At 40.9% G+C, this 25,577-nt stretch carries 24 protein-coding genes; all 24 read right to left on the bottom strand.

Going from position 1 to position 25,577, the window contains the following annotated elements; all coding sequences use genetic code 11:
* Positions 1-228: 228 nt before the first annotated feature.
* The 24 genes from rbfA to LG307_RS09795 all read right to left on the bottom strand — a co-directional run bounded on the left by rbfA (position 229) and on the right by LG307_RS09795 (position 25,565).
* Positions 229-594 carry a 30S ribosome-binding factor RbfA gene (gene rbfA / locus LG307_RS09910; RefSeq protein WP_063561081.1) on the bottom strand — a complete coding sequence of 122 codons (366 nt, stop codon included), beginning with the start codon at positions 592-594 and terminating at the stop codon, positions 229-231.
* A gap of 13 nt (positions 595-607) precedes the next feature.
* Positions 608-886 carry a DUF503 domain-containing protein gene (locus tag LG307_RS09905; protein ID WP_404450105.1) on the bottom strand — a complete coding sequence of 93 codons (279 nt, stop codon included), beginning with the start codon at positions 884-886 and terminating at the stop codon, positions 608-610.
* Positions 883-3,036 carry a translation initiation factor IF-2 gene (infB, locus tag LG307_RS09900; RefSeq protein ID WP_404450104.1) on the bottom strand — a complete coding sequence of 718 codons (2,154 nt, stop codon included), beginning with the start codon at positions 3,034-3,036 and terminating at the stop codon, positions 883-885. The genes LG307_RS09905 and infB overlap by 4 nt, the downstream gene beginning before the upstream one ends.
* A gap of 17 nt (positions 3,037-3,053) precedes the next feature.
* Positions 3,054-3,353 (bottom strand): YlxQ family RNA-binding protein, encoded by a 300-nt coding sequence (locus LG307_RS09895; RefSeq protein ID WP_404450103.1) that lies wholly within the window; start codon positions 3,351-3,353, stop codon positions 3,054-3,056.
* Positions 3,346-3,633: an RNase P modulator RnpM gene (gene rnpM / locus LG307_RS09890; protein ID WP_010193317.1), complete on the bottom strand. Its 288-nt coding sequence runs from the start codon at positions 3,631-3,633 to the stop codon at positions 3,346-3,348. The genes LG307_RS09895 and rnpM overlap by 8 nt, the downstream gene beginning before the upstream one ends.
* Positions 3,634-3,655: 22 nt before the next feature.
* Positions 3,656-4,780 carry a transcription termination factor NusA gene (gene nusA, locus LG307_RS09885; RefSeq protein ID WP_404450102.1) on the bottom strand — a complete coding sequence of 375 codons (1,125 nt, stop codon included), beginning with the start codon at positions 4,778-4,780 and terminating at the stop codon, positions 3,656-3,658.
* Between the two features lie 94 nt (positions 4,781-4,874).
* Positions 4,875-5,345 (bottom strand): ribosome maturation factor RimP, encoded by a 471-nt coding sequence (rimP, locus tag LG307_RS09880; RefSeq protein ID WP_404450425.1) that lies wholly within the window; start codon positions 5,343-5,345, stop codon positions 4,875-4,877.
* A 378-nt stretch (positions 5,346-5,723) separates the two neighbouring features.
* Positions 5,724-10,025, bottom strand: a complete 4,302-nt coding sequence (locus LG307_RS09875; RefSeq protein ID WP_404450424.1) for a PolC-type DNA polymerase III — start codon at positions 10,023-10,025, stop codon at positions 5,724-5,726.
* 128 nt (positions 10,026-10,153) lie between these two features.
* Positions 10,154-11,839 carry a proline--tRNA ligase gene (locus tag LG307_RS09870; protein WP_404450101.1) on the bottom strand — a complete coding sequence of 562 codons (1,686 nt, stop codon included), beginning with the start codon at positions 11,837-11,839 and terminating at the stop codon, positions 10,154-10,156.
* A 243-nt stretch (positions 11,840-12,082) separates the two neighbouring features.
* The gene (gene rseP / locus LG307_RS09865) at positions 12,083-13,342 is read right to left on the bottom strand and encodes an RIP metalloprotease RseP (RefSeq protein WP_404450100.1); all 1,260 of its coding nucleotides are present in this window, start codon (positions 13,340-13,342) and stop codon (positions 12,083-12,085) included.
* A gap of 13 nt (positions 13,343-13,355) precedes the next feature.
* Entirely contained in the window at positions 13,356-14,507 is a 1,152-nt protein-coding gene (dxr, locus tag LG307_RS09860) for a 1-deoxy-D-xylulose-5-phosphate reductoisomerase (RefSeq protein ID WP_404450099.1), read from the bottom strand.
* Between the two features lie 41 nt (positions 14,508-14,548).
* Positions 14,549-15,340: a phosphatidate cytidylyltransferase gene (locus LG307_RS09855; RefSeq protein WP_404450098.1), complete on the bottom strand. Its 792-nt coding sequence runs from the start codon at positions 15,338-15,340 to the stop codon at positions 14,549-14,551.
* 18 nt (positions 15,341-15,358) lie between these two features.
* Positions 15,359-16,132, bottom strand: coding sequence for an isoprenyl transferase (locus LG307_RS09850; protein ID WP_404450097.1), 774 nt, complete (start codon positions 16,130-16,132; stop codon positions 15,359-15,361).
* 130 nt (positions 16,133-16,262) lie between these two features.
* Positions 16,263-16,820: a ribosome recycling factor gene (frr, locus tag LG307_RS09845; RefSeq protein WP_404450096.1), complete on the bottom strand. Its 558-nt coding sequence runs from the start codon at positions 16,818-16,820 to the stop codon at positions 16,263-16,265.
* A gap of 2 nt (positions 16,821-16,822) precedes the next feature.
* Positions 16,823-17,545: a UMP kinase gene (pyrH, locus tag LG307_RS09840; protein WP_063562439.1), complete on the bottom strand. Its 723-nt coding sequence runs from the start codon at positions 17,543-17,545 to the stop codon at positions 16,823-16,825.
* Positions 17,546-17,620: 75 nt separating this feature from the next.
* A complete protein-coding gene (tsf, locus tag LG307_RS09835) occupies positions 17,621-18,502 on the bottom strand; it encodes a translation elongation factor Ts (protein ID WP_404450095.1) in 882 nt (293 codons plus the stop codon).
* A 110-nt stretch (positions 18,503-18,612) separates the two neighbouring features.
* Positions 18,613-19,320: a 30S ribosomal protein S2 gene (rpsB, locus tag LG307_RS09830; protein WP_060665922.1), complete on the bottom strand. Its 708-nt coding sequence runs from the start codon at positions 19,318-19,320 to the stop codon at positions 18,613-18,615.
* Positions 19,321-19,478: 158 nt separating this feature from the next.
* Positions 19,479-19,949: a hypothetical protein gene (locus LG307_RS09825; protein ID WP_404450094.1), complete on the bottom strand. Its 471-nt coding sequence runs from the start codon at positions 19,947-19,949 to the stop codon at positions 19,479-19,481.
* Positions 19,950-20,013: 64 nt separating this feature from the next.
* Positions 20,014-20,784, bottom strand: coding sequence for a FliA/WhiG family RNA polymerase sigma factor (locus LG307_RS09820; RefSeq protein ID WP_404450093.1), 771 nt, complete (start codon positions 20,782-20,784; stop codon positions 20,014-20,016).
* Positions 20,785-20,821: 37 nt separating this feature from the next.
* Positions 20,822-21,322 carry a chemotaxis protein CheD gene (locus LG307_RS09815; RefSeq protein WP_404450092.1) on the bottom strand — a complete coding sequence of 167 codons (501 nt, stop codon included), beginning with the start codon at positions 21,320-21,322 and terminating at the stop codon, positions 20,822-20,824.
* Complete coding sequence (locus LG307_RS09810; RefSeq protein ID WP_404450091.1) at positions 21,322-21,951, bottom strand: chemotaxis protein CheC; 630 nt, start codon at positions 21,949-21,951, stop codon at positions 21,322-21,324. The genes LG307_RS09815 and LG307_RS09810 overlap by 1 nt, the downstream gene beginning before the upstream one ends.
* Before the next feature lie 13 nt (positions 21,952-21,964).
* Entirely contained in the window at positions 21,965-22,414 is a 450-nt protein-coding gene (locus LG307_RS09805) for a chemotaxis protein CheW (RefSeq protein WP_404450090.1), read from the bottom strand.
* Positions 22,415-22,437: 23 nt separating this feature from the next.
* Positions 22,438-24,471, bottom strand: a complete 2,034-nt coding sequence (locus LG307_RS09800; RefSeq protein ID WP_404450089.1) for a chemotaxis protein CheW — start codon at positions 24,469-24,471, stop codon at positions 22,438-22,440.
* 11 nt (positions 24,472-24,482) lie between these two features.
* The gene (locus tag LG307_RS09795; RefSeq protein WP_404450088.1) at positions 24,483-25,565 is read right to left on the bottom strand and encodes a chemotaxis response regulator protein-glutamate methylesterase; all 1,083 of its coding nucleotides are present in this window, start codon (positions 25,563-25,565) and stop codon (positions 24,483-24,485) included.
* Positions 25,566-25,577: the final 12 nt, after the last annotated feature.

The raw sequence follows: 25,577 nt of genomic DNA, 5'->3' as shown, positions 1-25,577 counted from the left end.
ATTATGTTCTGTCTAACTCTCTGTAGGTTTCCGTTCCAGGTGTTCGCTTTCCGCGGGACGCTGCTTGAGCCTCCTCACAACGCTTCAGGGGTCTCAATCTACCGTTATTCCCCCGCTGGAGTCTCACACCCTGCACTCCAATCTACAGAGGAAACATATATTATGCATGTGTCCCATTCATTTTAGGTTCAACAAAAAGGATAGACAACTATTGCCTATCCTTTTCTTTTACTCTTCCTCATCAGAGTCAGAGTCTTTTCTATTCAATTCGTGTATCAGGCTATTGATGTGATTACCGTATGCGATGGATTCGTCAAATTCGAAGAAAAGCTCTGGAGTTTTTCTCAGGCGAATTCTGCGTCCAATCTCACTGCGGATGAAGCCTTTAGCTTTTGCCAAGCCGATCAAAGTGTCTTGTCTTTTCTCATCGTCTCCAAGCACAGAGATGAAAACCTTGGCTTGTTGAAGATCTCCTGTAACCTGTACATCTGTTACAGTAACAAAACCTACACGAGGATCTTTAATTTTACGACCAATGATATCGGAAAGCTCTTTTTTCATTTGCTCTCCAACTCGGTTTGATCTGAGTGTCATACCTTTCACCCCTTTAAAGCCAATCAAGCGAAGTTTCTGCCCGCTCTATCTCAGGAAATGAATCCAAGTAGTCGAGCACTTTTTGCAATTCTTTTTCGGTGATGGATTTAGATGAAGATACGGATACGATTCCAATCTTCGTCCGTTGCCATACGTCTTGATGATCAATCTCTGAAATGGAGATATTGAACCTTTGCTTCAAACGTGTCATAACACGCTTTAGAACGGCCCTTTTTTCCTTTAGGGATTGAGCATCATAGATCATACAGTCACACTCTATATATCCGATCATTTTCTTTCGATTTCTTGCATTACGTACGCTTCGATGATGTCGCCTTCTTTAATATCGTTAAAGTTCTTGATTGTTACACCACATTCGTAGTTTGTCGCAACTTCTTTCACATCATCTTTGAAGCGCTTGAGAGTATCAAGTTCTCCTTCAAAAATAACAATTCCATCACGGATCAGACGAATGCTGGAATCACGAGTGATTTTACCTTCTGTTACATAGGCACCTGCGATTGTACCGACTTTGGATACTTTGAATGTCTGGCGAACTTCTACTTGACCGATTACTTTTTCTTCAAATTCAGGGTCAAGCATACCTTTCATTGCAGCTTCAATCTCTTCAATCGCTTTATAGATGATACGGTGAAGACGAATATCGACATTTTCAACATCTGCAGTACGTTTCGCACCTGCGTCAGGACGAACGTTGAAACCAATGACAATCGCATTGGATGCAGAAGCAAGGATAATATCAGATTCTGTGATAGCTCCAACGCCAGTATGAATGATTTTTACTTTCGCGCCTTCTACATCAATTTTCTGCAGGGAAGCAGCCATTGCTTCTACAGAACCTTGAACGTCTGCTTTCACAATAAGGTTGATTTCTTTCATTTCACCCTGCTTGATTTGTTCGAACAAGTCATCAAGTGTCACACGTGTTTTTTCACTGCGTTGTTCTTGAAGTTGCTTTTGAGCACGTGCTTCCCCAACATTACGGGCCGTTTTCTCATCAGAGAATACCATAAAGTTGTCGCCAGCTTGTGGCACTTCATTAAGACCAGTGATTTCTACTGGTGTCGACGGGCCAGCTTCTTTAACGCGTCGTCCAAGATCGTTGACCATTGCTCGAACACGACCGAATGTGTTACCAACTACGATTGGGTCTCCAACACGCAGTGTCCCTTTTTGTACAAGAAGGGTTGCTACAGAACCTCTGCCTTTATCAAGCTGTGCCTCAATAACTGTACCAGACGCAGCACGTTTAGAGTTCGCTTTATATTCTTCCACTTCAGATACAAGTAGGATCATTTCTAGAAGAGTATCGATGCCTTCCCCATTGATTGCAGAAATTGGTACAAAGATAGTATCTCCACCCCAAGCTTCTGACACTAATCCGTGTTCTGTTAATTCTTGCATAACACGGTCAGGATTGGCACCTTCTTTATCCATTTTGTTTACCGCAACAATGATAGGAACCTCTGCAGCTTTGGCATGGTTGATTGCTTCCACTGTTTGAGGCATAACACCGTCATCTGCTGCGACAACTAGGATGGTAATGTCTGTAACTTGTGCTCCGCGGGAACGCATCGTTGTAAAGGCAGCATGTCCTGGAGTATCAAGGAAAGTGATTTTCTTGCCTTGATCCACTTCTACTTGGTAAGCACCGATGTGCTGAGTGATACCACCAGCTTCACCTGCGGTAACCTTGGTATTACGGATAGAGTCAAGAAGTGTTGTTTTACCGTGGTCAACGTGCCCCATGATTGTAACAACTGGTGGACGCTCTTCCATTACTTCTTCCGTATCTTCAGAGTCATAACCCTCAAAGTCAGTAACTTCAAAGATGATTTCTTCTTCCACTTCCACATTGTACTCGCCAGCGATCAACTCGATGGAGTCTTTATCTAAATCCTGGTTGATGGTTGCCATTACACCAAGCATCAAAAGCTTTTTGATAATTTCAGAAGGCTCTTTGTTCAGCTTGTTTGCCAATTCTCCAACTGTTAGGGAACCAGTGAATGTAATTTTGGAAGGTGTTTCTTTTTTCTTCACAGGTGCTGGAGGAGCTTGTTGTTGCCCGCGATTTTGATTTGGTTTATTGTTTTGTTTCTTTTTCCCTTTAGAGGAATGGTTATTGTTGTTGTTGTTATTAAAAGGCTTTTTAGGAGAAGAGGTGTTTTTCCCTTTTCCACCTTGGCTGCCGCCTTGTGTTTGATTATTATTTGGTTTCTTAGGTGCAGGAGCACTGTTTTGTGGAGCTGCTTTCTTTGGTGCTTCCGCTTTATTTGTGCCGTTCAGTTTTTGGATCGTGTCGTCGTCTAATGTTGCCATATGGTTTGATACCTCAATATTCATTTCTTTTAGTTTTGTAATGACATCTTTACTTGAAACGTTCTTTTGTTTTGCGTATTCGTACACGCGTAATTTCGTCATACAGTCACCCCCAAAGATTAATCGAGCATGGTGAGTAGTTTTTTGGCAAAGCCTTCATCAAGAATGGCGACCGAAACTCTCGCATCTTTTCCTATCGCTCGACCTAACTCGTACCGGTCGTCTACCGTTCTGATCGGTACATTATAGTACGTACATTTGTCTTGTAATTTTTTCGCGGTGTTGGCTGAAGCATCATTGGCTAATAACACCAACTTCGCCTTGCCTGCCCTCACTTCTTTAATGACAAGTTCTTCCCCTGTTATGGTCTTTCTTGCTCTTGTAGCAAGGCCGACGATGGATAGCCATTGATTATTCATGCGTTGAGTTGTTCTCCGTTTCTACCAGCTGAAGCAATTCATCATACAATGAATCATCAATCGCTACTTCTAGGTGACGGGCTAGGATGTTTTTCTTTTTTGCAAGGAGGATGCTTTCTTTGTTTCTTGCAAGATATGCCCCTCGGCCTGACTTTTTCCCTGTTGGGTCAATCGAAACTTCGCCTTCTTTAGAACGGACGATACGTATCAATTCCTTTTTAGGCTTAAGTTCTTGACTTGCCACACATTTACGCATGGGGACCTTTTTGCGATTGTTCACCTGGTTCACCTTCTTTTAAAAATCAATCTTCAAAATTGTCATCGTCGTAGAAATCATCATCCATCTCTTCTGTATCATTTTTAGATAAGGAAAGGCTTGGATAAATTCCTAACTCTTCTGCTTCTGACTCACTCTTAATATCAATTTTCCATCCTGTTAATTTAGCAGCAAGTCTCGCGTTTTGACCACGTTTACCAATTGCTAGAGATAGTTGGTAATCAGGTACAATCACAGTGGTTGCCTTTTCTTCTTCATTAACTTGAACTTCCAGTACTTTAGAAGGACTCAATGCATTTGCAACGAATTCTACAGGATCTTTTGACCATTTGACGATGTCAATTTTCTCCCCTTTTAACTCGTTAACGATTGCTTGCACCCTTTGTCCTTTTGGTCCAACACAAGCTCCTACCGGATCGACTTCCGGATTATCACAGTGGACGGAAATCTTTGAACGGTCCCCAGCTTCTCGAGCAACGGACTTGATTTCTACGGTGCCATCATAAATTTCTGGAACTTCAAGTTCAAAAAGACGCTTTAAAAGTCCTGGATGAGAACGGGAAACGAAAATCTGTGGACCTTTCGTGGTTTTTTCCACTTTCGTAAGGAACACTTTAATTCTATCATGAGGCTTGTAATGTTCATTAGGCATTTGCTCATTAACCGGCAACAAAGCCTCAATTTTACCAAGACTCACATAAATGAATTTAGAATCAAGACGTTGAACAATACCTGTCATGATGTCTTCTTCGCGTTCGATATATTCAGAGTAGATGACACCACGTTCTGCTTCTCTGACTCGCTGAGTTACTACTTGCTTTGCAGTTTGCGCTGCGATACGACCAAAGTCTTTAGGTGTCACTTCAATTTCCACTACATCATTTTCTTGGTAGTTTGGATCAATTTGACGTGCTTCTTGAACTGAGATCTCCAGACGGGAATCAAATACTTCATCCACCACGTCTTTTCTTGCAAATACGCGCATTGTACCTGTGTCCAGGTTCATATCTACTCGTACATTTTGTGCTTGATTGAAATTCCTTTTGTAAGCAGATATAAGTGCAGCCTCAATCGCTTCAATAATTACATCTTTGCTAATGCCCTTTTCCTTTTCCATCAGGGTTAAAGCATCAAATAACTCGCTGCTCATACAACCATGTCCCCCTTAAAATACCTATCATTCATTATTTTTGTAACCAATTACCCTGTTACGGTTACGGTGTAATTGGTTTATCAGGTTCGTTTTAGAACCTGACTGCCAAACGTGCTTTCGCTACTTTTGGATATGGAATGGAAACTTCCTTTTTACGTGTTTTTATAGTCATGGAGAGTTTGATTGTTTCTCCATCGAAATCCAGAAGATCACCTTCAAAGGACTTCAAGCCATCGATTGGTTCATACGTTTTGATATTGACATATTTACCGACCGATTTCTCGATGTCTTCCTTCTTCTTTAGAGGGCGCTCAGCACCAGGAGAGGAAACTTCCAGGAAATAGTTATGAGGAATCGGATCTAGTTCATCAAGCTTTTCACTTAACTTTTCACTTACTGTCCCGCAATCCTCGATGTCGATTCCGCCTTCTTTATCGACGAATACACGTAAAAACCAAGAGGACCCTTCTTTTACATACTCAATATCCACTAATTCTACATTCATTTCTTTAACGATTGGAAGTAATAATTCTTCCACCGTTTCTGTCACATTTTTGCTCATCATTTTCCTCCTTCGCAAGCGCGAGACGATGTGTTTAAAATCTGAACAAAAGACCCTGCCGATAAGCAGGGAATCATAAACAAGCAAGCTTATGTAAAGCTGATACGAAAATCTAACATTCCCTTTTTTCTCATTGTTATGAAAAAACAAGGTTGCCAGAAAAAACGGGAATACAATACGAAAGAGTGGGTTTCCCCACTCTCAGCTTATTACCTGTATATAGCATTTCCAATGTAAATATATCATATCCGTATGAAATATGCAAATCTTTCTAGTGTTTTCAGGGGTCTCGACCTACCTCTACCTCCCGCCGGAGTCTCACATCTTACACTTCAGTCAACAGGGTGGATTAAACGAACCAGACATTTCGCATAACCATTAGAATAAAGAAAGTTGGTTTTGGTCAGGTAGGCCTGTTAGGCAGCCGTGGTTGTCTAGGTACTCTAGGATTGTTTTAGAGATTCTTCCTCTTTGTTGCAGGTCTTCTTTGGATAAGAATTCTCCATCAGCTCTAGAATTCACGATGTTGATTGCTGCGTTTGTGCCAAGTCCCGGTATTGAGTTGAAAGGCGGGATCAGGGAATCACCCTCAATTAAGAAGTCAGTAGCGCTGGATTTATATAAGTCCACCTTCTTGAACGAAAATCCTCTTTCACTCATTTCCAACGCCAGTTCCATTACGGTGAGTAAGGACTTTTCTTTCGGCGAGGCTTCTAAACCTTTTGCATTGATTTCTTCAACTACCTTACGGATTGCAGCTGAACCTTTTACCATTGTATCGACATCAAAATCATCTGCACGTACTGTAAAATACGCAGCATAATACATTAATGGAAAATGCACTTTGAAATATGCGATACGAACGGCCATAAGCACATACGCCGCGGCGTGGGCTTTGGGGAACATGTACTTTATTTTTAAGCAAGAGTCGATATACCATGCAGGCACATCATTTTTGATCATTTCCTCTTTAAATTCGTCAGACAGCCCTTTCCCTTTACGCACTGATTCCATTATTTTAAAGGCTATGGAAGGATCAAGTCCTTTGTAGATCAGGTAAACCATGATGTCATCACGGCAACCGATAACTTCGCTTAACGTACAAGTCTTATTGTGAATAAGCTCTTGAGCATTTCCTAGCCAAACGTCGGTACCATGGGATAATCCTGATATCTGGACTAATTCAGAAAATGTTGACGGCTTGGTATCTTCAAGCATCTGTCGAACAAACCTAGTACCAAACTCCGGTATTCCGAGCGTCCCTGTTTTACACATAATCTGTTCTTCTGTCACGCCAAGTGATTCCGTTCCGCTGAAGATTTTCATTACATACGGATCATCTGTTGGAATGGTTTTTGGATCAATACCGCTAAGGTCTTGTAACATTCTTATTACGGTAGGGTCATCGTGTCCAAGTATATCAAGTTTTAGCAGGTTATCATGGATAGAATGGAAATCAAAATGCGTTGTTTTCCATTCTGATGACTGATCATCTGCTGGATATTGGATTGGAGAGAAATCAAAAATATCCATATAATCCGGAACAACGATAATACCCCCCGGATGCTGTCCAGTCGATCTTCTTACGCCTGTACAACCTGCGGAAAGTCTGTCCACTTCCGCTCCACGCAAAATTAAATTGCGATCATTGGCATATCCTTTTACATAGCCATAAGCTGTCTTGTCGGCTACTGTCCCGATCGTTCCCGCCCTGAATACATACTCTTCTCCAAAAAGCACCTTTGTATAGTTATGGGCTCTCGGCTGATATTCACCAGAGAAATTCAAATCGATATCAGGCACTTTATCCCCTTTAAAGCCAAGGAAAGTTTCGAATGGGATATCATGACCGTCTTTTGTATAAGGTTCTCCGCAATTTGGGCAATCCTTGTTCGGGAGATCGAATCCAGAACCTACTGATCCATCATCAAAGAACTCTGATTTTTTACATGATGGGCACACATAATGTGGAGGCAATGGGTTAACCTCTGTAATCTCTGTCATGGTGGCGACAAAGGACGAGCCGACAGAACCACGTGAACCTACCAGATAACCATCATCAAGGGACTTTTTAACAAGCTTATGGGAAATCAAGTAGATAACAGCGAATCCATGACCGATAATACTTTTTAATTCCTTTTCAATTCGCTTCTCGACAATCTCAGGAAGATCCTCCCCGTAGATGCTTCTTGCCCTGGAGTAACTCATCTCCCTGATTTCTTCATCAGCACCCTCAATTTTAGGAGTGTAGAGATCATCTTTGATTGGTTTTATTTCCTCTATCATCCCTGCAACCTTTTGGGTATTGGTTACCACGATCTCTTTCGCTTTTTCTTCCCCAAGGAAGGAAAAAGCCGCAAGCATCTCATCGGTTGTCTTGAAATGAACATCTGGCAATTGATGCCTGTTTAACGGATTGGCACCTGATTGAGATCGAACCAAAATTTCCCGATGAATTTTATCGGTTTCTTTTAGGTAATGAACATTACCGGTTGCCACAACTGGTTTTTCAAGTTTTTCCCCAAGCTTTACAATGTTAGTGATAATCTCTTTTAGTGCTTTTTCATCACGTACCAACTCTAGCTCTAATAAATGTGCATAGTTGCTTGGAGGCTGAACCTCGATATAGTCGTAGAATTCCGCAATGCCTTCCACTTCATCTGGTGATTTTTGCATCATCCCTTCAAACACTTCGCCCTTATCGCAAGCTGTCCCGACGATAATTCCTTCACGCAGTTTTTGTAGTTGTGATCTTGGAATCCTTGGAACTCGGAAAAAGTAATTCATGTGGGATATGGAAACAATTTTAAATATGTTCTTTAAGCCTATTTCGTTTACAGCAAGCAATGTGACATGGGAAGGCCTTGCGCGTTTGTATGCATCCGTCGTGCCGGAATGCTCATTCAATTCGTCATGGTATGTTATCCCTTTTTCCAACGCATCTTTTAGCATCTTTACCAACAAATAACCTGTTGCCTCTGCATCATAGATTGCTCGGTGATGCTGGGTTAATTCGATATCGAATTTTTTACATAAAGTGTTTAATCGGTGATTTTTTAAAGACGGAAACAGGAGTCGCCCTAATTCCAATGTATCAATAACAGGATTTTTTGCTTTTCCTAACCCTATACGCTGAAAACCGATATTTAAAAAGCCCATGTCAAAACTTGCATTATGCGCTACTAGAGTATCATCTTGCATCCAATCGGAAAATCGCTTTAATACATCTCCAACTTCAGGTGCGTTTTGTACCATGTCGTCTGTTATACCGGTTAAATTAATCGTTGTCGCCGAAAGGGCATGGTGCGGGTTGGCAAATGATTCGAATCTGTCAATAATTTCGCCGCCCCTCACCTTCACTGCAGCAAGTTCTATAATCGTATCGTACATCGCTGATAAGCCCGTCGTCTCCACGTCAAAGACTACATATGTTTCCTCTGCCAGATTCCGGTGTGCAGGGTTATAGGCGATTGGTACACCATCATCCACAAGATTTACTTCCAGACCGTACAATATTTTCACGCCATTTTTCTTCCCTGCTGCATATGCTTCTGGATATGCTTGTGCAACGGCATGGTCTGTAACCGCTATGGCTTCATGTCCCCATTTTTTTGCTTGTCCAACCAAAGAGGAAATGGAGCTCACGGCATCCATGGTACTCATCGGGGTATGAAGATGTAATTCTACCCTTTTCTCTCCCTCGGGTGCAGTATCCAGCACTTCTTTCCCATGGAACTCATTAATATCATTTGCCATCATGACAAGGTCACGTACAAATGTATCGTTTTGGATGCTTCCTCGTACTTTCAGCCACATCCCTTTCTTGACTGCTTGTAAAAGAGGAACATCTTCTTTATCGCGGGAGAACATCTTAACCATGATGGAATTTGTGTAGTCTGTTATTTTAAAAGTAAGAAGGGTTCTTCCACTGCGAAGCTCTTTCGTTTCTGCATCGAAGACATATCCTTGAACCGCAACACGTCTTTCCTCTTCCACGATTTCTGCCAATGTTTTAATTTCTGCTTCATCTTTAATGGTGTAACCGATCATAACCGGTCCACTAACAGAACCTTCATCTTTAGATGATTCTTTCTTCTGCATTTCTGTTACAGCGGCCAACGCTTTCTGTTTATCTTCTTGTTCTTTTTGTTCCACAAACTGTTGGTACTCTTCCTCAGAGTGAGAAAGAGTGGTGTCTAAGATAAAAGTAGGGAATCCAAACCCCTCATAGACAGCGCCTATGGTTGTACTCAACTTTCTTTTAACAGCAATTGCTTCCGCTTCATTTCTAGCTTTGAGCATAAGTTTGTTGCCTTGAAGAGTTGGTGTTTGCCCATTTAGGAGCATCATCAGCGGTGGAGAACCACCTTGTAGCTCTTTTAAACAAATCGGCCAATAGTCGGCTATATAGGAATCTTCAAAGGAACGGTTCTGAACCGTTACCGTAAAGGATACATTTGCGATATGTGCAAAGCTCTTTGTCAATTTTTCATAAAAAAGCATGTACACTTTTGCTGGGAGTATTTTTTCCAAAACAAAATGAAAATGCCAGCGTTTTGTTGTTTTTTCTACAGTAAGTTTTTCAATTCCAGCTTCTGCAAAGTAAGGAAAAATATCATCACTTGTCAATTCTAGTTGCTGGAGTAATAATCGCAGTCTATCTTTTTTCTCTTGAGACATCTGGTCAAGCAAAGTTCGGTCCCCTTTCCCTTGCATAATGGTTCATCTATTTTTCCATTTCGACATAATGGAAGGTACCGCCATAATGGGGTACCTTCTTTTTATAAGCATCTCTATTGTACTATATTTTAACGGAGTTTTTGTAATAATTCTTCCACAGATATTTCTTCCATGTCCCCTGTTTTTCTCCATTTGACTTCTACTACTTTTTCTTCGGCTTTTTTACCAACCGTGATTCGAACTGGAAGTCCAATCAAATCAGCGTCAGCGAATTTTACACCGGGACGCTCTTGTCTATCATCAAACAGGACAGCAAGCCCTGAATTTTTCAATTCCGTGTAGATTTCTTCTGCCAAGGATGCTTGTGCTTCGTTTTTCATATTTACAGGGATAACGTGAGCATCATAAGGGGTTACCGCTTCTGGCCAAACGATTCCGTTTTCGTCATGATATTGCTCAACGATAGCTGCCAGCACACGGGATACTCCGATACCATAACAACCCATGATCATCGGTTGGTTTCTTCCATTTTCATCAAGGAAGTTTGCGCCCATTGCTTCACTATAGCGTGTACCAAGTTTGAAAATATGTCCAACCTCGATGCCTTTTGCAAACTTAATGACTCCTTGCCCATCAGGAGAAAGATCTCCTTCCTCAATGAAACGCAGGTCAGTGTATTGCGCATTAATGTCTCTTGATGGATTGACGTTGATAATATGGACGCCTTCCTCATTTGCACCAGTTACAGCATTAACCAAGTACTCCACAGCTGTATCTGCAATGATTTCAACAGTTTCAGGAACTTCGATTGGACCTATTGACCCGACAGAGCATCCCATCACTTTTTGAACCTCTTCCGCAGTTGCTGTCTCCACGACAGAAGCCTGATAGAAGTTTTTAACTTTTACGTCATTTATTTCGTGGTCCCCTCTTGCAAGTACAAGAACAAATTTCTCGTCTACTTTAAAGACGATAGATTTAATTAAGTCAGACTTTTCAACTTGTAAGAAGCTTGCCACTTCTTCAATTGTTTTTTGATCAGGTGTACTAACCTTTTCCATTTCACCTGCAGTTTCTGATTTTTTTTCATAATTTGCAACGACAGGAGCCATTTCAATATTCGCTGCAAAAGAAGATTCAGTAGAATAAGCAATAGTGTCTTCACCGATTTCAGAAAGAACCATGAACTCATGTGTATCCTTACCACCCATTGCTCCCGAGTCTGCAATTACTGCACGGAAGTTAAGGCCAAGTCTTGTGAAAATGTTGGAATAGGCTGTGAACATTTTATTGTAAGTCTCATCAAGTGATTCTGCATTTGCATGAAAAGAATAGGCATCCTTCATAAGGAATTCGCGTCCTCTTAAAAGGCCGAACCGCGGACGTTTTTCATCTCGGAATTTTGTTTGGATTTGATATAGAGATAATGGTAGCTTCTTATAAGACTTCACTTCGTCTCTTACTAGCGTAGTGATTACTTCCTCATGTGTCGCACCTAATGCGAATTCACGGTTATGACGGTCGTGTAGTCTCATTAGTTCAGGACCGTAGGAGTACCATCTTCCGGATTCTTGCCAAAGTTCAGCGGCTTGCATCGCAGGCATAAGTAATTCTACTGCACCTGCGTTCTCCATTTCTTCTCTGACTACGTCTTCTACTTTCTTTAACACTTTTTTTCCTAGTGGAAGAAAGCTGTAAATGCCACTTGTGTTTTGGCGGATATATCCTGCTCTTAGCAGCAGTTGGTGACTTTTGACTTCAGCGTCTGACGGCACTTCTCTTAGTGTCGGAATTAGCATGTTACTTTGTTTCATTTCTGCACCCCATAACCATTTCTATAGTATTTATGTAATTTGCAATATTCCCCTGTTGACTGAAGTGCAAGGTGTTCGACTCCAGCGGGGGAGTAACGGTAGGTTGAGACCCCGCAACGAAGTGAGGAGGCTCAAGCACCGTCCCGCGGAAAGCGGACACCTGGAACGAAAGGAAACAGGGAGTTGAAAAAGAAAACTTGCATCACATTTCATGATGCAAGTCCATGTGCTTATATTTCTATTTTACAGGAAGAATTTCTGAATGTCATTCCATGTTACGACAAGCATCAATAGCATTAACAGCGCAAATCCGATAAAGTGGACAAGACCTTCTTTATGGCGGTCAACAGGTTTTCCTCTGACTGCTTCTGCTGCGAAGAACATCAGTCTTCCCCCGTCCAATGCCGGAATAGGCAGAAGATTGATGATTCCTAAGTTAATGCTAAGTACTGCAGCCCATCTCATCAACAGGAATACCCCAGATTCCGCTACAACTTCCGTCGATTTATAGATTCCAACAGGACCAGATAACATGTCTAGGGAGAATTGACCTGTGATCAATTTTCCTAATCCTACTACTATCTCTTTAGACCAGTTATATGTCTCTGAAGCAGCTTTAGGGAATGAACCCCAGAAAGACTGTTCCATAGGCATGTAAACTCCGATGATTCCGCGAGTTTCACCTTCAATGGTCTCTGCTTTTGGTGTAATCGCAATATTTTCCGATTGACCGTCTCTTTCTATCAAGAACTCCAGCTCTTCGCCAGGATTGACTTGGATAATCTTCACTACTTCTTCCCAAGTCGAAACTTCTGTATCGTCAATTGCGACCACTTTGTCTCCTTGTTGCAACCCTGCAGCCTGTGCAGCACCATCCGGAGTCAACTCACCGATCACTGATTCATTGATAGGATAACCTTGTACCATCCCAAGGAAGGTAAAAATGAGAAAAGCCAATACAAAGTTCATCATCGGTCCTGCGAATATTGCCATCGTACGTTGTCCTAATGTTTTAGAACCAAACTGTCTGTTATAAGGGGCATTTTGGATCTCCTGCCCGTCCATAACAAAGTATGACTCTTCGCTCACCTTAAACTCTTTCAAAACTTCCTCTTCATTCATTTCATATCCTCTGATGACTAGTTCCTTCTCTAAGTCCGCGTACTCAACTTCAATTACTTTCGCATCAGGATGTTTATCTTTATTATTGACTACCACTTTGTTGACTTCTCCTTTTGCATTGAAAAGGAGGCCAATATGATAACCTGGTTTGATTTCGATGGTTTCGGGATCTTCCCCGGCCATACGGACAAATCCACCGATAGGAAGAAGTCTTATCGTATAGACTGTTTCATTTTTTTTGAAAGAAAACACTTTCGGACCAAAACCTATTGCAAATTCCCTACAAAGTATTCCGGCTCTTTTGGCAAATACAAGATGTCCTAGTTCATGGACAAAAACAAGTACTCCAAAAATGATAATAAACGCGATAACAGTATTCACTAGATATCCACCTCTAATCTATTAGTGAACGAACATATTGCCTAGTTTCCAAGTCCACTTCTTTAATGGTTTCTAAATCGGGATTTAACTGAATGGAATGTTTGGACATGGCTTTTTCAATTAATGTTTCTATGGCAAGAAAATCAATTCTCCCGTTAAGGAAAGCATCCACTGCCACCTCATTTGCTGCATTTAATACAGTCGGCATCGTTCCTCCTGCTTTTCCTGCATCAAAGGCATACTGTAAACAACGGAAACGATCAAAATCCATTTTTTCAAAATGAAGTTTACCAATATCCGTAAAGTTCAATCTTTTGCCTGTCGGATGTGGCAATCGGTCCGGATATGTTAACGAGTACTGGATAGGTACCCTCATATCTGGCGTTCCTAGCTGGGCAATGATACTGGTATCATGAAATTCCACCATGGAATGAATGACACTCTCCCTGTGCAATACCACTTGTATATCCTCATAAGGAACATCGAAAAGCCAATGAGCTTCAATTACTTCTAATCCCTTGTTCATCATGGTAGCAGAATCAATGGTTATTTTTGCTCCCATCGACCAGTTTGGGTGATTAAGTGCATCTTCCCTTGTTACCCCTTCCAGCTGCTCCCTTGTAAGGTCGCGAAAGCTACCTCCAGAAGCTGTAAGAATAATGGTTTCAATGTTTTTTTCCTTTTCGCCTTGAAGGCACTGGTAAATAGCAGAGTGCTCGCTGTCTACAGGTAGGATGGGAACTTGGTGCATTCTAGCTGCCTCCATCACAATATGACCAGCAGTTACAAGGGTTTCCTTGTTCGCTAGTGCAATCACCTTTTTCTTTTTGATAGCATGCAAGGTAGGGACAAGTCCCACGCTTCCCATGACTGCATTCACCAAAACATCTGCTTCGTGAAGGGTTGCCACTTCAATCAAACCTTCTTCGCCATAAACAAATCGGGTTTCAGTAGAAGCGAATTGACTCTTTAAGGTTTCACAATCCACTTTCGTTTGCACAGAAACGACAAGCGGTGAAAATTCTTGAATCAACTCTTGTGCGACCTTGACGTTTCCGCCCACACTAAAAGCCAGTAACTGAAATTGGTCCTTATGCTGTCTAATTACTTCTATCGTTTGAATTCCTATTGAGCCTGATGCGCCCAATAAACTTATTTTTCTCACCAACACTCACCTCTCCAAAAACCTTCTCCTGCTTACATGTGTCAGAAAAGAAAGATATGTATAAAATGCAATAGCGGTAATACGAAAAGAAGGCTGTCAAAACGATCTAATATCCCGCCATGACCAGGTAAAATAGAACCTGAATCTTTAATTTTGTAATGTCTTTTTAAAGCAGATTCCACCAAATCGCCAATTTGTCCAAAAATGGATAAAAGGCTAGCAATAATAATGGTGATGAAGAGCGAGTGGTCGAAATCCACAACGAAGTGAAAAATTAATGCCACAACAATCGCACAAATAACTCCACCTAGAGATCCTTCTACTGTTTTATTTGGACTGATCTCAGGCCATAATTTGTTTTTCCCCATTGATTTCCCAATAAAATATGCTCCTGAATCTGTTGTCCAAATAACGAATAAAGCAAAAAACACATACGCCAGTGCTAATTCCCTAATTTCAATGAAATAATAAAAACCTAACCCGACATAGATGGTCGAAATCAATAAGAAGCCGACGTCGTCGAAGGTAAATTTATTTTTAGAAAGAACGGTGTACGATAATAGCAAAAGGACGATAAGTAATAGGAAATCCATTTTTGAAAGTATTACCGACTCTGCCTGGTACAAGTTCGAAGGTATCATTAGAAACCATAAAAGTAACAGTGACAATACCCCAGGAATGCTTGCGATAGACATACGCTTCATTCTCAATGCTTCAAATAGTCCGATTGTTGCCAGAATGTAGATAAAAACAACAAATGGAAGCTTTCCGTATATAACGATTGGTAAAAAAACGGCTGCTGCGATAACAGCTGTTATAATTCTTTGTTTCATTGTATGTCCAACACCTTCTTATATACCACCAAATCTTCTCCCGCGCATCTGAAAACTGTTAATCGCCTCGAATAAATCGTTTTCTTCAAAGTCAGGCCATAGTACGTCTGTAAAATAAAATTCAGCATATGCCAATTGCCACAGCATAAAATTGCTTAATCGTATTTCACCGCTTGTACGTATTAAAAGATCTGGATCTGGTAATAAATTGCTGAAAAGATATTCAGAGAACACCTCTTCTGTTAATTGATCGGTTGTAAGTCCGTTATCTTTGATATCGGCAGCTACATCCTTTACTGCTCGAAGAATTTCATCTCGTCCCCCGTAATTTAATGCAAAATTAAGAATAAGTCCAGTGTTATCCTTGGTCTTCTCCATTGCATTGTTGACGGCTCGAAGTGTATGTTCCGGAAGATCAGACTTATTCCCCATAAGCCGGACTTGTACATTTTCTTCCATTAATTCTGGAAGGAATGTTCCGAGGAACTCTTCTGGCAATTTCATCAGAAAATCAACTTCGAGTTTCGGACGTTTCCAGTTTTCGGTTGAGAATGCATACATGGTCAGAACTTTTACACCCAGGCTATTGGCAGCCTTGGTAATTTTCCTTACCGTTTTCATTCCCTCATGGTGTCCCGCTATTCGCGGCATTGCGCGCTTTTTAGCCCATCGTCCGTTGCCGTCCATGATGATGGCGATATGCTCTGGGATGGGGTGTTTCATTAATTCTTCTTTTAAGCTAAGCGATTTAGAGGTTTCTTTGCCTCTCCACTCTTGTATTTTCTTCAGCATAAAAATCCTCCATTAAAAATAAACAGACGTACCTACAGGGTTCTATCCATTTATAGTAACAGTATTAACAAAAAAACCCCCTGTAAACATTAGAGGGTCTTTCCATCTTTCTATTTTACATGTAAATCGCTTATACTTCCATGATTTCTTTTTCTTTTTCTTTTGTAACGGAATCAACTTTAGCGATATACGCGTCCGTTTGCTTTTGAATGTCATCCGTATAGCCGCGTAACTCGTCTTCCGTGATCTCGCCGTTCTTTTCTAATTTCTTCAAATCATCATTTCCATCACGGCGAATATTGCGGATGCCCACTTTCGCTTCTTCAGAAATTTTCTTGACTTGTTTCACTAGATCTTTACGTCTTTCTTCCGTCAATGCAGGGATAGAAATACGGATTACCGTACCATCATTGGAAGGATTTAATCCAAGGTCTGCTTTGATGATCGCTTTCTCAATATCACCTAATGACGTTTTATCATAAGGTTGTACCACAAGAAGTCTTGCTTCAGGTACATTTAAAGAAGCCAATTGATTAACTGGAGTTGGCGCACCATAATAGTCAACTGTCACTTTATCTAGTAAAGCTGCACTTGCGCGTCCTGCACGAATTGTTGCCAATTCACGGGAGTAAGCTTGTACCGCTTTTTCCATTCTGTCTTTTGTCTGAGTAATAACTTGATTTGCCATAATTATTTCCCCCTCACAATCGTTCCGATATTTTCACCTAATACTACTCGCTTTATGTTCCCTTCTTCCATGATGGAGAAAACGATAATTGGAATATCATTGTCCATACATAATGAAGAAGCAGTGGAGTCCATTACTGCCAGTCCTTCACGTAATACATCTAGGTAGGATAAAGTATCATACTTAGTTGCAGTAGCGTCGATAGTAGGATCTGCACTGTAAACTCCATCAACATTGTTCTTAGCCATCAAGATAACATCCGCTTCAATTTCTGCTGCACGCAACGCTGCAGTTGTATCAGTGGAGAAATACGGGTTTCCTGTTCCAGCTGCAAAGATGACCACGCGTTTTTTCTCTAAATGACGGATTGCTTTTCTTCTGATGTAAGGTTCAGCAACTTGACGCATTTCAATGGATGTTTGAACACGTGTTTGCACACCGGAATTCTCTAGGCTATCTTGAAGAGCTAAGGAGTTCATGACTGTTGCAAGCATGCCCATGTAATCCGCTGATGCCCGGTCCATACCCATTTCGCTGCCGACTTTCCCTCTCCAGATATTTCCGCCGCCTACGACGACTGCTACTTCTACACCTAATTCGGTTAGTTCTTTTACTTGTTTAGAGACAGATTTGATGACAGTTGGGTTGATGCCGAAGCCTTGTTCACCTGCAAGTGCTTCTCCGCTTAGTTTTAGTACGATACGTTGAAATTTAGCTTGAGCCATAGTGACCTCCAATAAAAATAATTTTCCTAAAAAGAGGAACACAATTTGTGTTCCCCTCTTATATATGTTGTTCTCTTATTTTTTAACTTGGCTCATTACTTCTTCAGCAAAGTTGTCTTGACGTTTTTCGATACCTTCTCCAACTTCGTAACGGATGAAGGATTTTACAGTAGCGCCTTTGCTTTCTACAAATTGGCGTACTTTCATATCAGGGTTTTTAACGAAAGTTTGGTCAAGTAGGCAAATATCTTCGAAGTACTTTCCAAGACGTCCTTCTACCATTTTAGCTACGATGTTTTCTGGCTTGCCTTCGTTTAGAGCTTGTTCTGTTAATACTTTGCGCTCACGGTCTGCTTCCTCTTGGGAAACTTCGTCACGAGTGATGTATTTAGGGTTGATTGCAGCGATGTGCATTGCAACATCTTTAGCAGTAGCTTCATCAGTAGTACCTTCAAGAAGAGTTAGTACTCCGATACGTCCGCCCATGTGCAAGTATGCACCGAAAGCGTCTGCGTCTGTTTTTGTAACGATTGTGTAGCGACGAAGAGTCAGTTTTTCACCGATTTTAGCGATAGCAGAGTTGATGTGCTCAGAAACTGCAACACCATTATCCATTTTCGTTTCAAGAGCTACTTCTACAGACTCAGGTTTGTTAGCGATTAGGAATTCTCCTAACTCGTTTACAAGTGTTTTGAAACCTTCGTTTTTCGCAACAAAGTCAGTTTCAGAGTTCACTTCTAGGATAACCGCTTCGTTTCCTTTTACTACGATAGCAGTTAGACCTTCCGCAGCGATACGGTCTGTTTTCTTAGCAGCTTTTGCAATACCTTTTTCACGTAAGAAATCGATTGCTTTGTCCATGTCTCCGTTTGTTTCCGTTAACGCTTTTTTGCAATCCATCATGCCAGCGCCAGTTTTTTCACGTAATTCTTTTACCATTTGAGCAGTAACAGCCATTGTTCATTTCCTCCTTAGGATATGTAAATATTTTTTATTATGAAAGTCATATTTTCCAAAAAAAAGTGATAAAAGGCTTTCCCCTCTTATCACCTTTTTCTTCAATCAAATTATGCAGTAGTAGTAGCTGTCTCTTCGCCTTGTTTAGCTTCCAAGATAGCGTCTGCCATTTTACCAGTTAATAGTTTAACCGCGCGAATAGCATCGTCGTTCGCAGGAATTACAACATCGATTTCGTCTGGATCACAGTTAGTGTCCACGATACCAACGATAGGGATGTTTAATTTTCTTGCTTCGGCAACAGCGATACGCTCTTTGCGTGGGTCGATGATGAACAATGCATCAGGAAGACCTTTCATGTCCTTGATTCCGCCTAAGAATTTCTCTAGACGCTCAAGCTCTTTCTTCAACATTACAACTTCTTTCTTAGGAAGTACTTCGAAAGTACCGTCTTCTTGCATTTTTTCAATTGCTTTTAGACGAGAGATACGCTTTTGGATTGTTTCAAAGTTAGTTAATGTTCCACCTAACCAACGTTGGTTAACATAGTACATTCCAGAACGTTCTGCTTCTTCCTTAACAGAATCTTGAGCTTGCTTTTTAGTTCCAACGAATAATACTGTTCCGCCGTTACCTGCAAGTTCTTTAACGAAGTTATAAGCTTCTTCAACCTTTTTAACAGTCTTTTGAAGGTCGATGATGTAGATGCCGTTACGCTCAGTGAAGATGTATCTCTTCATTTTTGGGTTCCAGCGACGAGTTTGGTGACCGAAGTGTACACCAGCTTCTAATAATTGTTTCATAGAAATTACTGACATGTTATATTCCTCCTAATGGTTTTTTTTCCTCCGTCCACGTCATCTCCGAGCAAAACTGACAAGTCAGCACCAATGCTCAGATCGGCAAACGTGTGAATTTATAACACCGAAAATAAATATATCATAATCACTTTTGACAATCAAGTTCTAAATGGGTTTCACTGTCGAAATTTCAATAATAATTCTATTTCTGTTTTACCTTTATTAAGTTTCTTTGCAATATCAGAGGACGTTAGTCCCTTTTCATGAAGGTCCTTTACTTGGTCTTTCAGACTCCATTCTTCAAATGGTTTTTGTTCAACCAAAGGATTCTTCTCTTCTTTTTCGATGTTTTCCTGCGTCAGTAAGTCCTTCAAATCTGATTCAGTAAGGGCAGCTTCTCTAGTATCAAAGTTTTCCTGTTTGCTTGGTGTGCCGCCGCCATGGTTGGACAGTTTTTGCAGAAACGCGTTATTCTCTTCTTTCAGTTCCAAAACATAGCTTGTAATGGTATCCTCGGCTTCTTGTATGAGGGTACGATATTCTTGTTCTAGTTGTTGAACTTTAGAGATCTTGATAAAAAGTATAATAATAAAAAGTATCGCAAGAAGAATGAGTGCGAAATTTATAATAGTAAACAATATTAGCATGACTTCACAACCCTTTAATCATTTGCCTGCTACCCAAAAATGGACAGCAGGCCATAAAAGCATATTACAACATGGGGTTCAATTGTTTTCTTAATTTGAAAATAGCTTTAGAATGGATTTGGGAGATACGGGATGTTGTGAGTCCCAGTACTTGTCCAATCTCTGTCAATGTCAGCTCTTCTTTATAAAACAAGCTGATCACAATTTGTTCGTTTTCGGTAAGGTGCTCAATTTGTTCACCTAGTAGATGAATGAGTTCGGATTTGATTAATTCTTCTTCCGGAGAAATAACCTTTTCATCCTTTAGAACATATGCGCCATGGGATTGATCGTCGTTTTCTTTTGGCATCTCGTCCATCGAGAGTATGTTTGAATAAAATACTTCGTGCAAAACAGTTGACACTTCTTCTTCCGGCATGTCAAGCTGTGCAGCCACTTCTTCCAATGTGGCATTTCGCATCAGTTTCTGTTCCAGTCTTTCCAGCGTGGACTCAATCCTTTTCGCTTTTTCTCTTACACTTCTTGGGAGCCAGTCCTCTTTTCGTAACCCATCTATAATAGATCCTCTAATTCTGAAAGAAGCATATGTATCAAACTTCAAATCCCTTGATGGATCAAATTTTTCAATTGCATCAAATAGTCCTACAAACGCCAGACTTTTTAACTCTTCCCTTTTAACACTTTTAGGAAGGCCAGTGGAAATCCGCTGAACATGGTAATGTACAAGAGGCATATATTTTTTCACTAAAAAATCCCCTGCATCAGGATCTTTTTTTGTTTTCCACAGGTTCCAATAGATGGAATCTGCGGTTGAAGTTGAAGTTGAAGTAGTCATGGCTTTCCTCCTTATATACTCCAAAGACCGAAAGCGGTTAAATGTAACATACTCCTTTATTAACGGTTTTTATCATTAACTTCCCGTTTTCAGGATTAAATTCGATGGTTCTTCCGTTGTTTCCTCCACAGTCTTCACTGATCAAGGGAATTTGTAAGGCGGCAAGTTTTTCCTTCACCGCTTCCACATTTCTTGGTCCAATCCTCATCATGTCAGTGCTTGCACTGCTAAACTGGAACATTTGAGCTCCACCTGCAATTTTCGCTTTCAGACTGTATGACTTGATTCCTTTGATAAGAAGATTGTCCACAAGATGCATGATTCCTGTATCTGCATATTTGTCTGCATTTATAGGAGCTTGTCTGGTTAAATTGGAATCAGGAAGCATAACATGGACCATCCCTGCAACCTTGGTAGATGTGTCATATATAACAACCCCTACACATGAACCGAGGCCGGCCGTTCGAATTAGTTGAGGGGCTTTTACTATACCCATCTCCGCAATACCGACTTTAACGACTGATTCTGCCTTCGTCATTATCCCTCACCCAAAGCTGCCAATATTTTTTCGAAAGAATCCGGATAGGGGATAAGGAAAAAATGGCCTTTCGTTTTCTCTACCTGGGACTCTGTTGTTTCAGTCAATTCTGTGTCGATGAAAATGGAGTGATCACTGACCTGGGAGATTTCCAGGAGACCGGTTACCACAATTGCTCCTACCATATCAATGGTGACTTGCGGTACAGAAGGTGTGACCGATAGTCCTATACACTCCGACAGCGCCGTCAAATAATGCGCAGATATGATATTCCCTACCTCTTGCAGAGCTGAGAGTCCCAGTTCATGCGTAGGAAGCTCTTCTACGCTTACTTTCTCCTCAAAAAGAATCAATTGGTTAATCAGCTTTGTCGCATCTTCCATGGAAAGAACAAAAAACAAACTTCCTGACAATTCGCCTTCCATTCTAAGAAAAACTGCGGCAACCGGCCTGTCTGACCCTCCCATCAATTCCATCATTTCATTGAAAGAAACGATTCTAGCTAACGGGACATTCATATTAATCTCTTTATTAAGAAGCTGTGACAGCGCTGTTGCTGCATTGCCCGCTCCTATATTGCCTAATTCTTTTAGTAGATCCAACTCATTGAATTTCCCTTGATTAATCATTTTTTACCAGTCCTCAATCCTTGGATTGATCTAGTTGCAGGATTTCATTTAGATCTAGACATACGAAAAGTCTTTTGTCGATTTTCACTACACCTTGAACATATTTATTTTCAACAGAGCCTACAACTTCCGGAGCAGGTTCGATTGTCTCTTCTGTTATATCGATTACGTCATTGGCAGCATCCACAATAAATCCTACTTCCTGTTCATCCACTAAGGTGATGATGATTCGGGAAGCGTCTGTGTGTATTTTTTCCTTTAGGTCGAACCTTGTACGCAAGTCCACGATGGGGGTGATGACCCCCCTTAGGTTGATGACTCCTTTTATATGGGGAGGCACATTGGGAACACGTGTTATTGGTAAAAGTTTTTCAATGGATCGTACCTGTTGGACAGGTATGGCGTATTCTTCTTTTTGGAGTTCAAATACTATTAGCTTTAATTTCTTTTCGGTTGCCTCCATAAATGTTACCTCCTATTCTTCTTTTATTTAATCAAGGCGTTGCAGTCTACGATTAGGGCGACTTGGCCGTCTCCGAGGATGGTTGCTCCGCTGATGGCAAAGGTGGTGTTCAGGTATTGTCCGAGTCCTTTAAGTACTACCTCTTGTTGACCTATGAAGGAATCTACCACTAGCGCCGCGATTTTTTCGCCTTTTTTCACTAAGACAAGAGAATAGAAATCTGGCGGTTCTACTTCCTGTTTTTGCACACCGAATACTTTCTCTAAGTAGACTACAGGGACAATTTTACCCCTGAAATCGATGACTTCCTGGTTATGTGCAGTCAGAATTTCCTCTTTCTTAATGATGGCCGTCTCTATAATAGAAGATAAAGGAATTGCATATTTTTCATTCTCTATCTCCGTTAGTAATACGGAGATGATGGAGAGAGTTAACGGAAGCTGGATGGAAAACGTGGTCCCTGCCCCTTCCATAGAATCAATCGTAATTTTCCCGCCTAATGACTCTATGGTGTTTTTTACTACATCAAGTCCCACTCCACGACCGGAAATATCAGATATCACTTCTGCAGTAGAGAATCCGGAAGAAAGGATAAGTTGGTATACTTGCTGTTCACTTAGCCTTTCCCCCTCTTGTTGAGAAATGATCCCTTTGCTGATGGCTTTATTAAGCACCTTCTCTTTAGAGATTCCGGCACCATTGTCCATTATTTCAATAAAGACGTGATTTCCACTGTGAAAGGCTTTCAGCGTTATTTTTCCTTCTTCTGTTTTTCCTTGGCGTCTTCTGACGTCAGGGGTCTCCACACCATGATCTATTGCGTTGCGCAGTAAATGAACAAGCGGGTCACCAATTTCATCCATCACTGTTCGATCCAGCTCAGTTTCTGCCCCTACAATATCAATGTCCACCTTTTTCCCTAGATCTCTTGCCAGTTGCCTTACCATTCTTGGGAAGCGGTTAAAGACCGTTTCAATAGGAACCATACGCATATTCAGTATAATATTTTGCAGATCATTGGAAATACGGGACATTCTTTCCACTGTTTCTATTAATTCCGGTTCATTTAAATCTTTAGAGATTTGCTCTAACCTACCTCTGTCTATTACTAGTTCCTCAAATAAATTCATTAATCCGTCTAATCGGTCGATACTGACCCGAATCGTTTTATTTGAAACAGGAGTGCCTTTAGAAGAGGTTGTTTTTGCTTCTTTTTTCTCCAAAACAGCGGCAGAAGGGGCTACTTCTTCTTGTGCAGAAGTTACTTCCTCTAAGCCTACCTCTAAAGTGCTTTCCTTCTCAAAAGAAGAAAGTTGCTGAGTGTTGAGTTTTTCTATGTTCACTTTCTCAACTTCAGAGACTTTCATAATTTTCTCTTTAAAACTGCTAACTTCTTCTTTTGATACCATCGTAATTTGAAAACTATGATCAAACTTCTCTTCTTCTAAAAGATCGACAGATGGGGTTGATTTGATAACTTCTCCCAACCCTTCTATTACTTCAAATACCATAAACACCCTTGCAGCTTTTAACAGACAATCCTGTCTAAGAGTTACCGTGACTTCATATGGCGAGTACCCCTGTTCCTCTGATTGTTGCAGGATTGTCACTTCATAGGAATCATAGGAATGTTCCGAAGTTTTTTGTTCAACAGACTGAGTGGGCAAAGAACATTCCTCCCCCTTCTCAATTTTAACAAGAAGAGAAACCACTTCTTTGACATCTTTTTTTCCATCCCCGCCTTCTGAGATAGAAAGCACCATTTCCTCTAGATACTCAACCGATCGAAATACAATATCTAAAAGGTTGGTGGTAACGTTCAATTTTTCATTGCGAATAAGATCTAGTACGTTTTCCATTCGATGAGTCAAGCTTGCCAAATCCTCATAACCCATCGTGGCAGACATTCCTTTAAGGGTGTGGGCAGACCTGAAAATTTCGTTAACAATTTCTATGTTGGCAGGGTGTTTCTCCAACTCTAACAGCTGATTATTGATATTTTGCAAATGTTCTTTGCTCTCTTCTAGAAAAATATCTAAATATTGGTTTAAATCCATTCATTGCACCCCTATGACAATATATATTGGTTTATTCTATTTGACATATCTTTTAAATGATGTACTTCATCCACCATACCCGTTTGCAAGGCCGCTCTAGGCATACCGTATACGATGCAAGATTCTTCTGATTCAGCCAGCGCTAAAGTCTCCTTTTCTCCTTTTTCCTTTAACCGCTTTAATCCATTCGTTCCATCATTGCCCATCCCAGTCAGAATCACTGCAACTTTTTGGTAGTTTCCAAGATTGCTTAAAGAATGGAATAATGTGTCTACGGAAGGACGATGTCCTCTTACAGGCGGAGCTTCATGAAGATGTATATAGAGGCTTCCTGCGCGTTTTATCACTTCCATATGATAATCTCCCGGTGCAATATACGCCGTCCCCATTTCCACTCTCTGATTATGTATTGCCTCTAATACCGTTATATTGCATATTGAGTTAAGTCTATCTGCAAGTGACTTGGTAAATTGCTTTGGCATATGCTGAACGATAAAAAGTGGTGCAGGAAAAGATTTAGGAAGTGTTGTAAGTAGGGTTTGCAGCGCCCGGGGTCCACCAGTGGATGTACCGATACAAACCAATGCTTCCACATGCTTTCTTGGCTTTTTCAATAGGTCTATTTTACTATAGTTCTTCGGGGAGGAGAGTATTTCTCTTCCTCTTTTATCAAAATGTTTGAAAAGGGAGATATTTGATTCGGATGCGAGTAGGATCTTGTTGATCAGTTCCTCTTTCACTTTGTGGATATCCAGTGAAATGGGACCCGAGGGTTTTGCAACAAAATCCACTGCGCCTTGTTCCATCGCGATGATTGTATTCATAGACCCAATAGATGTTGTACTGGAGAGCATGATAGTAGGAATCGGGTGTTCCCTCATAATGATTTCTAATGCCTGCAAACCATTCATCTGAGGCATCTCTACATCCAAAGTGACGACATCGGGGGCTAATTCTTTTATCTTTTCAATAGCCTCTATTCCGTTTCTAGCAGTACCGATCACCTCTATCCTGGGATGTTTTTCTAACAGGTCGGATAACAGTTTTCGCATAAAAATAGAGTCATCTGTAATCAGCACTTTGACTTTGTTCATGTTTCAAGCATT

Origin of the sequence: Sutcliffiella horikoshii (genome assembly GCF_044809035.1) — a bacterium.
Classification (GTDB): Bacteria; Bacillota; Bacilli; order Bacillales; family Bacillaceae_I; genus Sutcliffiella_A; species Sutcliffiella_A horikoshii_G.
The sequence above is the reverse complement of the archived record's forward strand: the minus strand, read 5'-3'. Positions and strand labels throughout refer to the sequence as shown.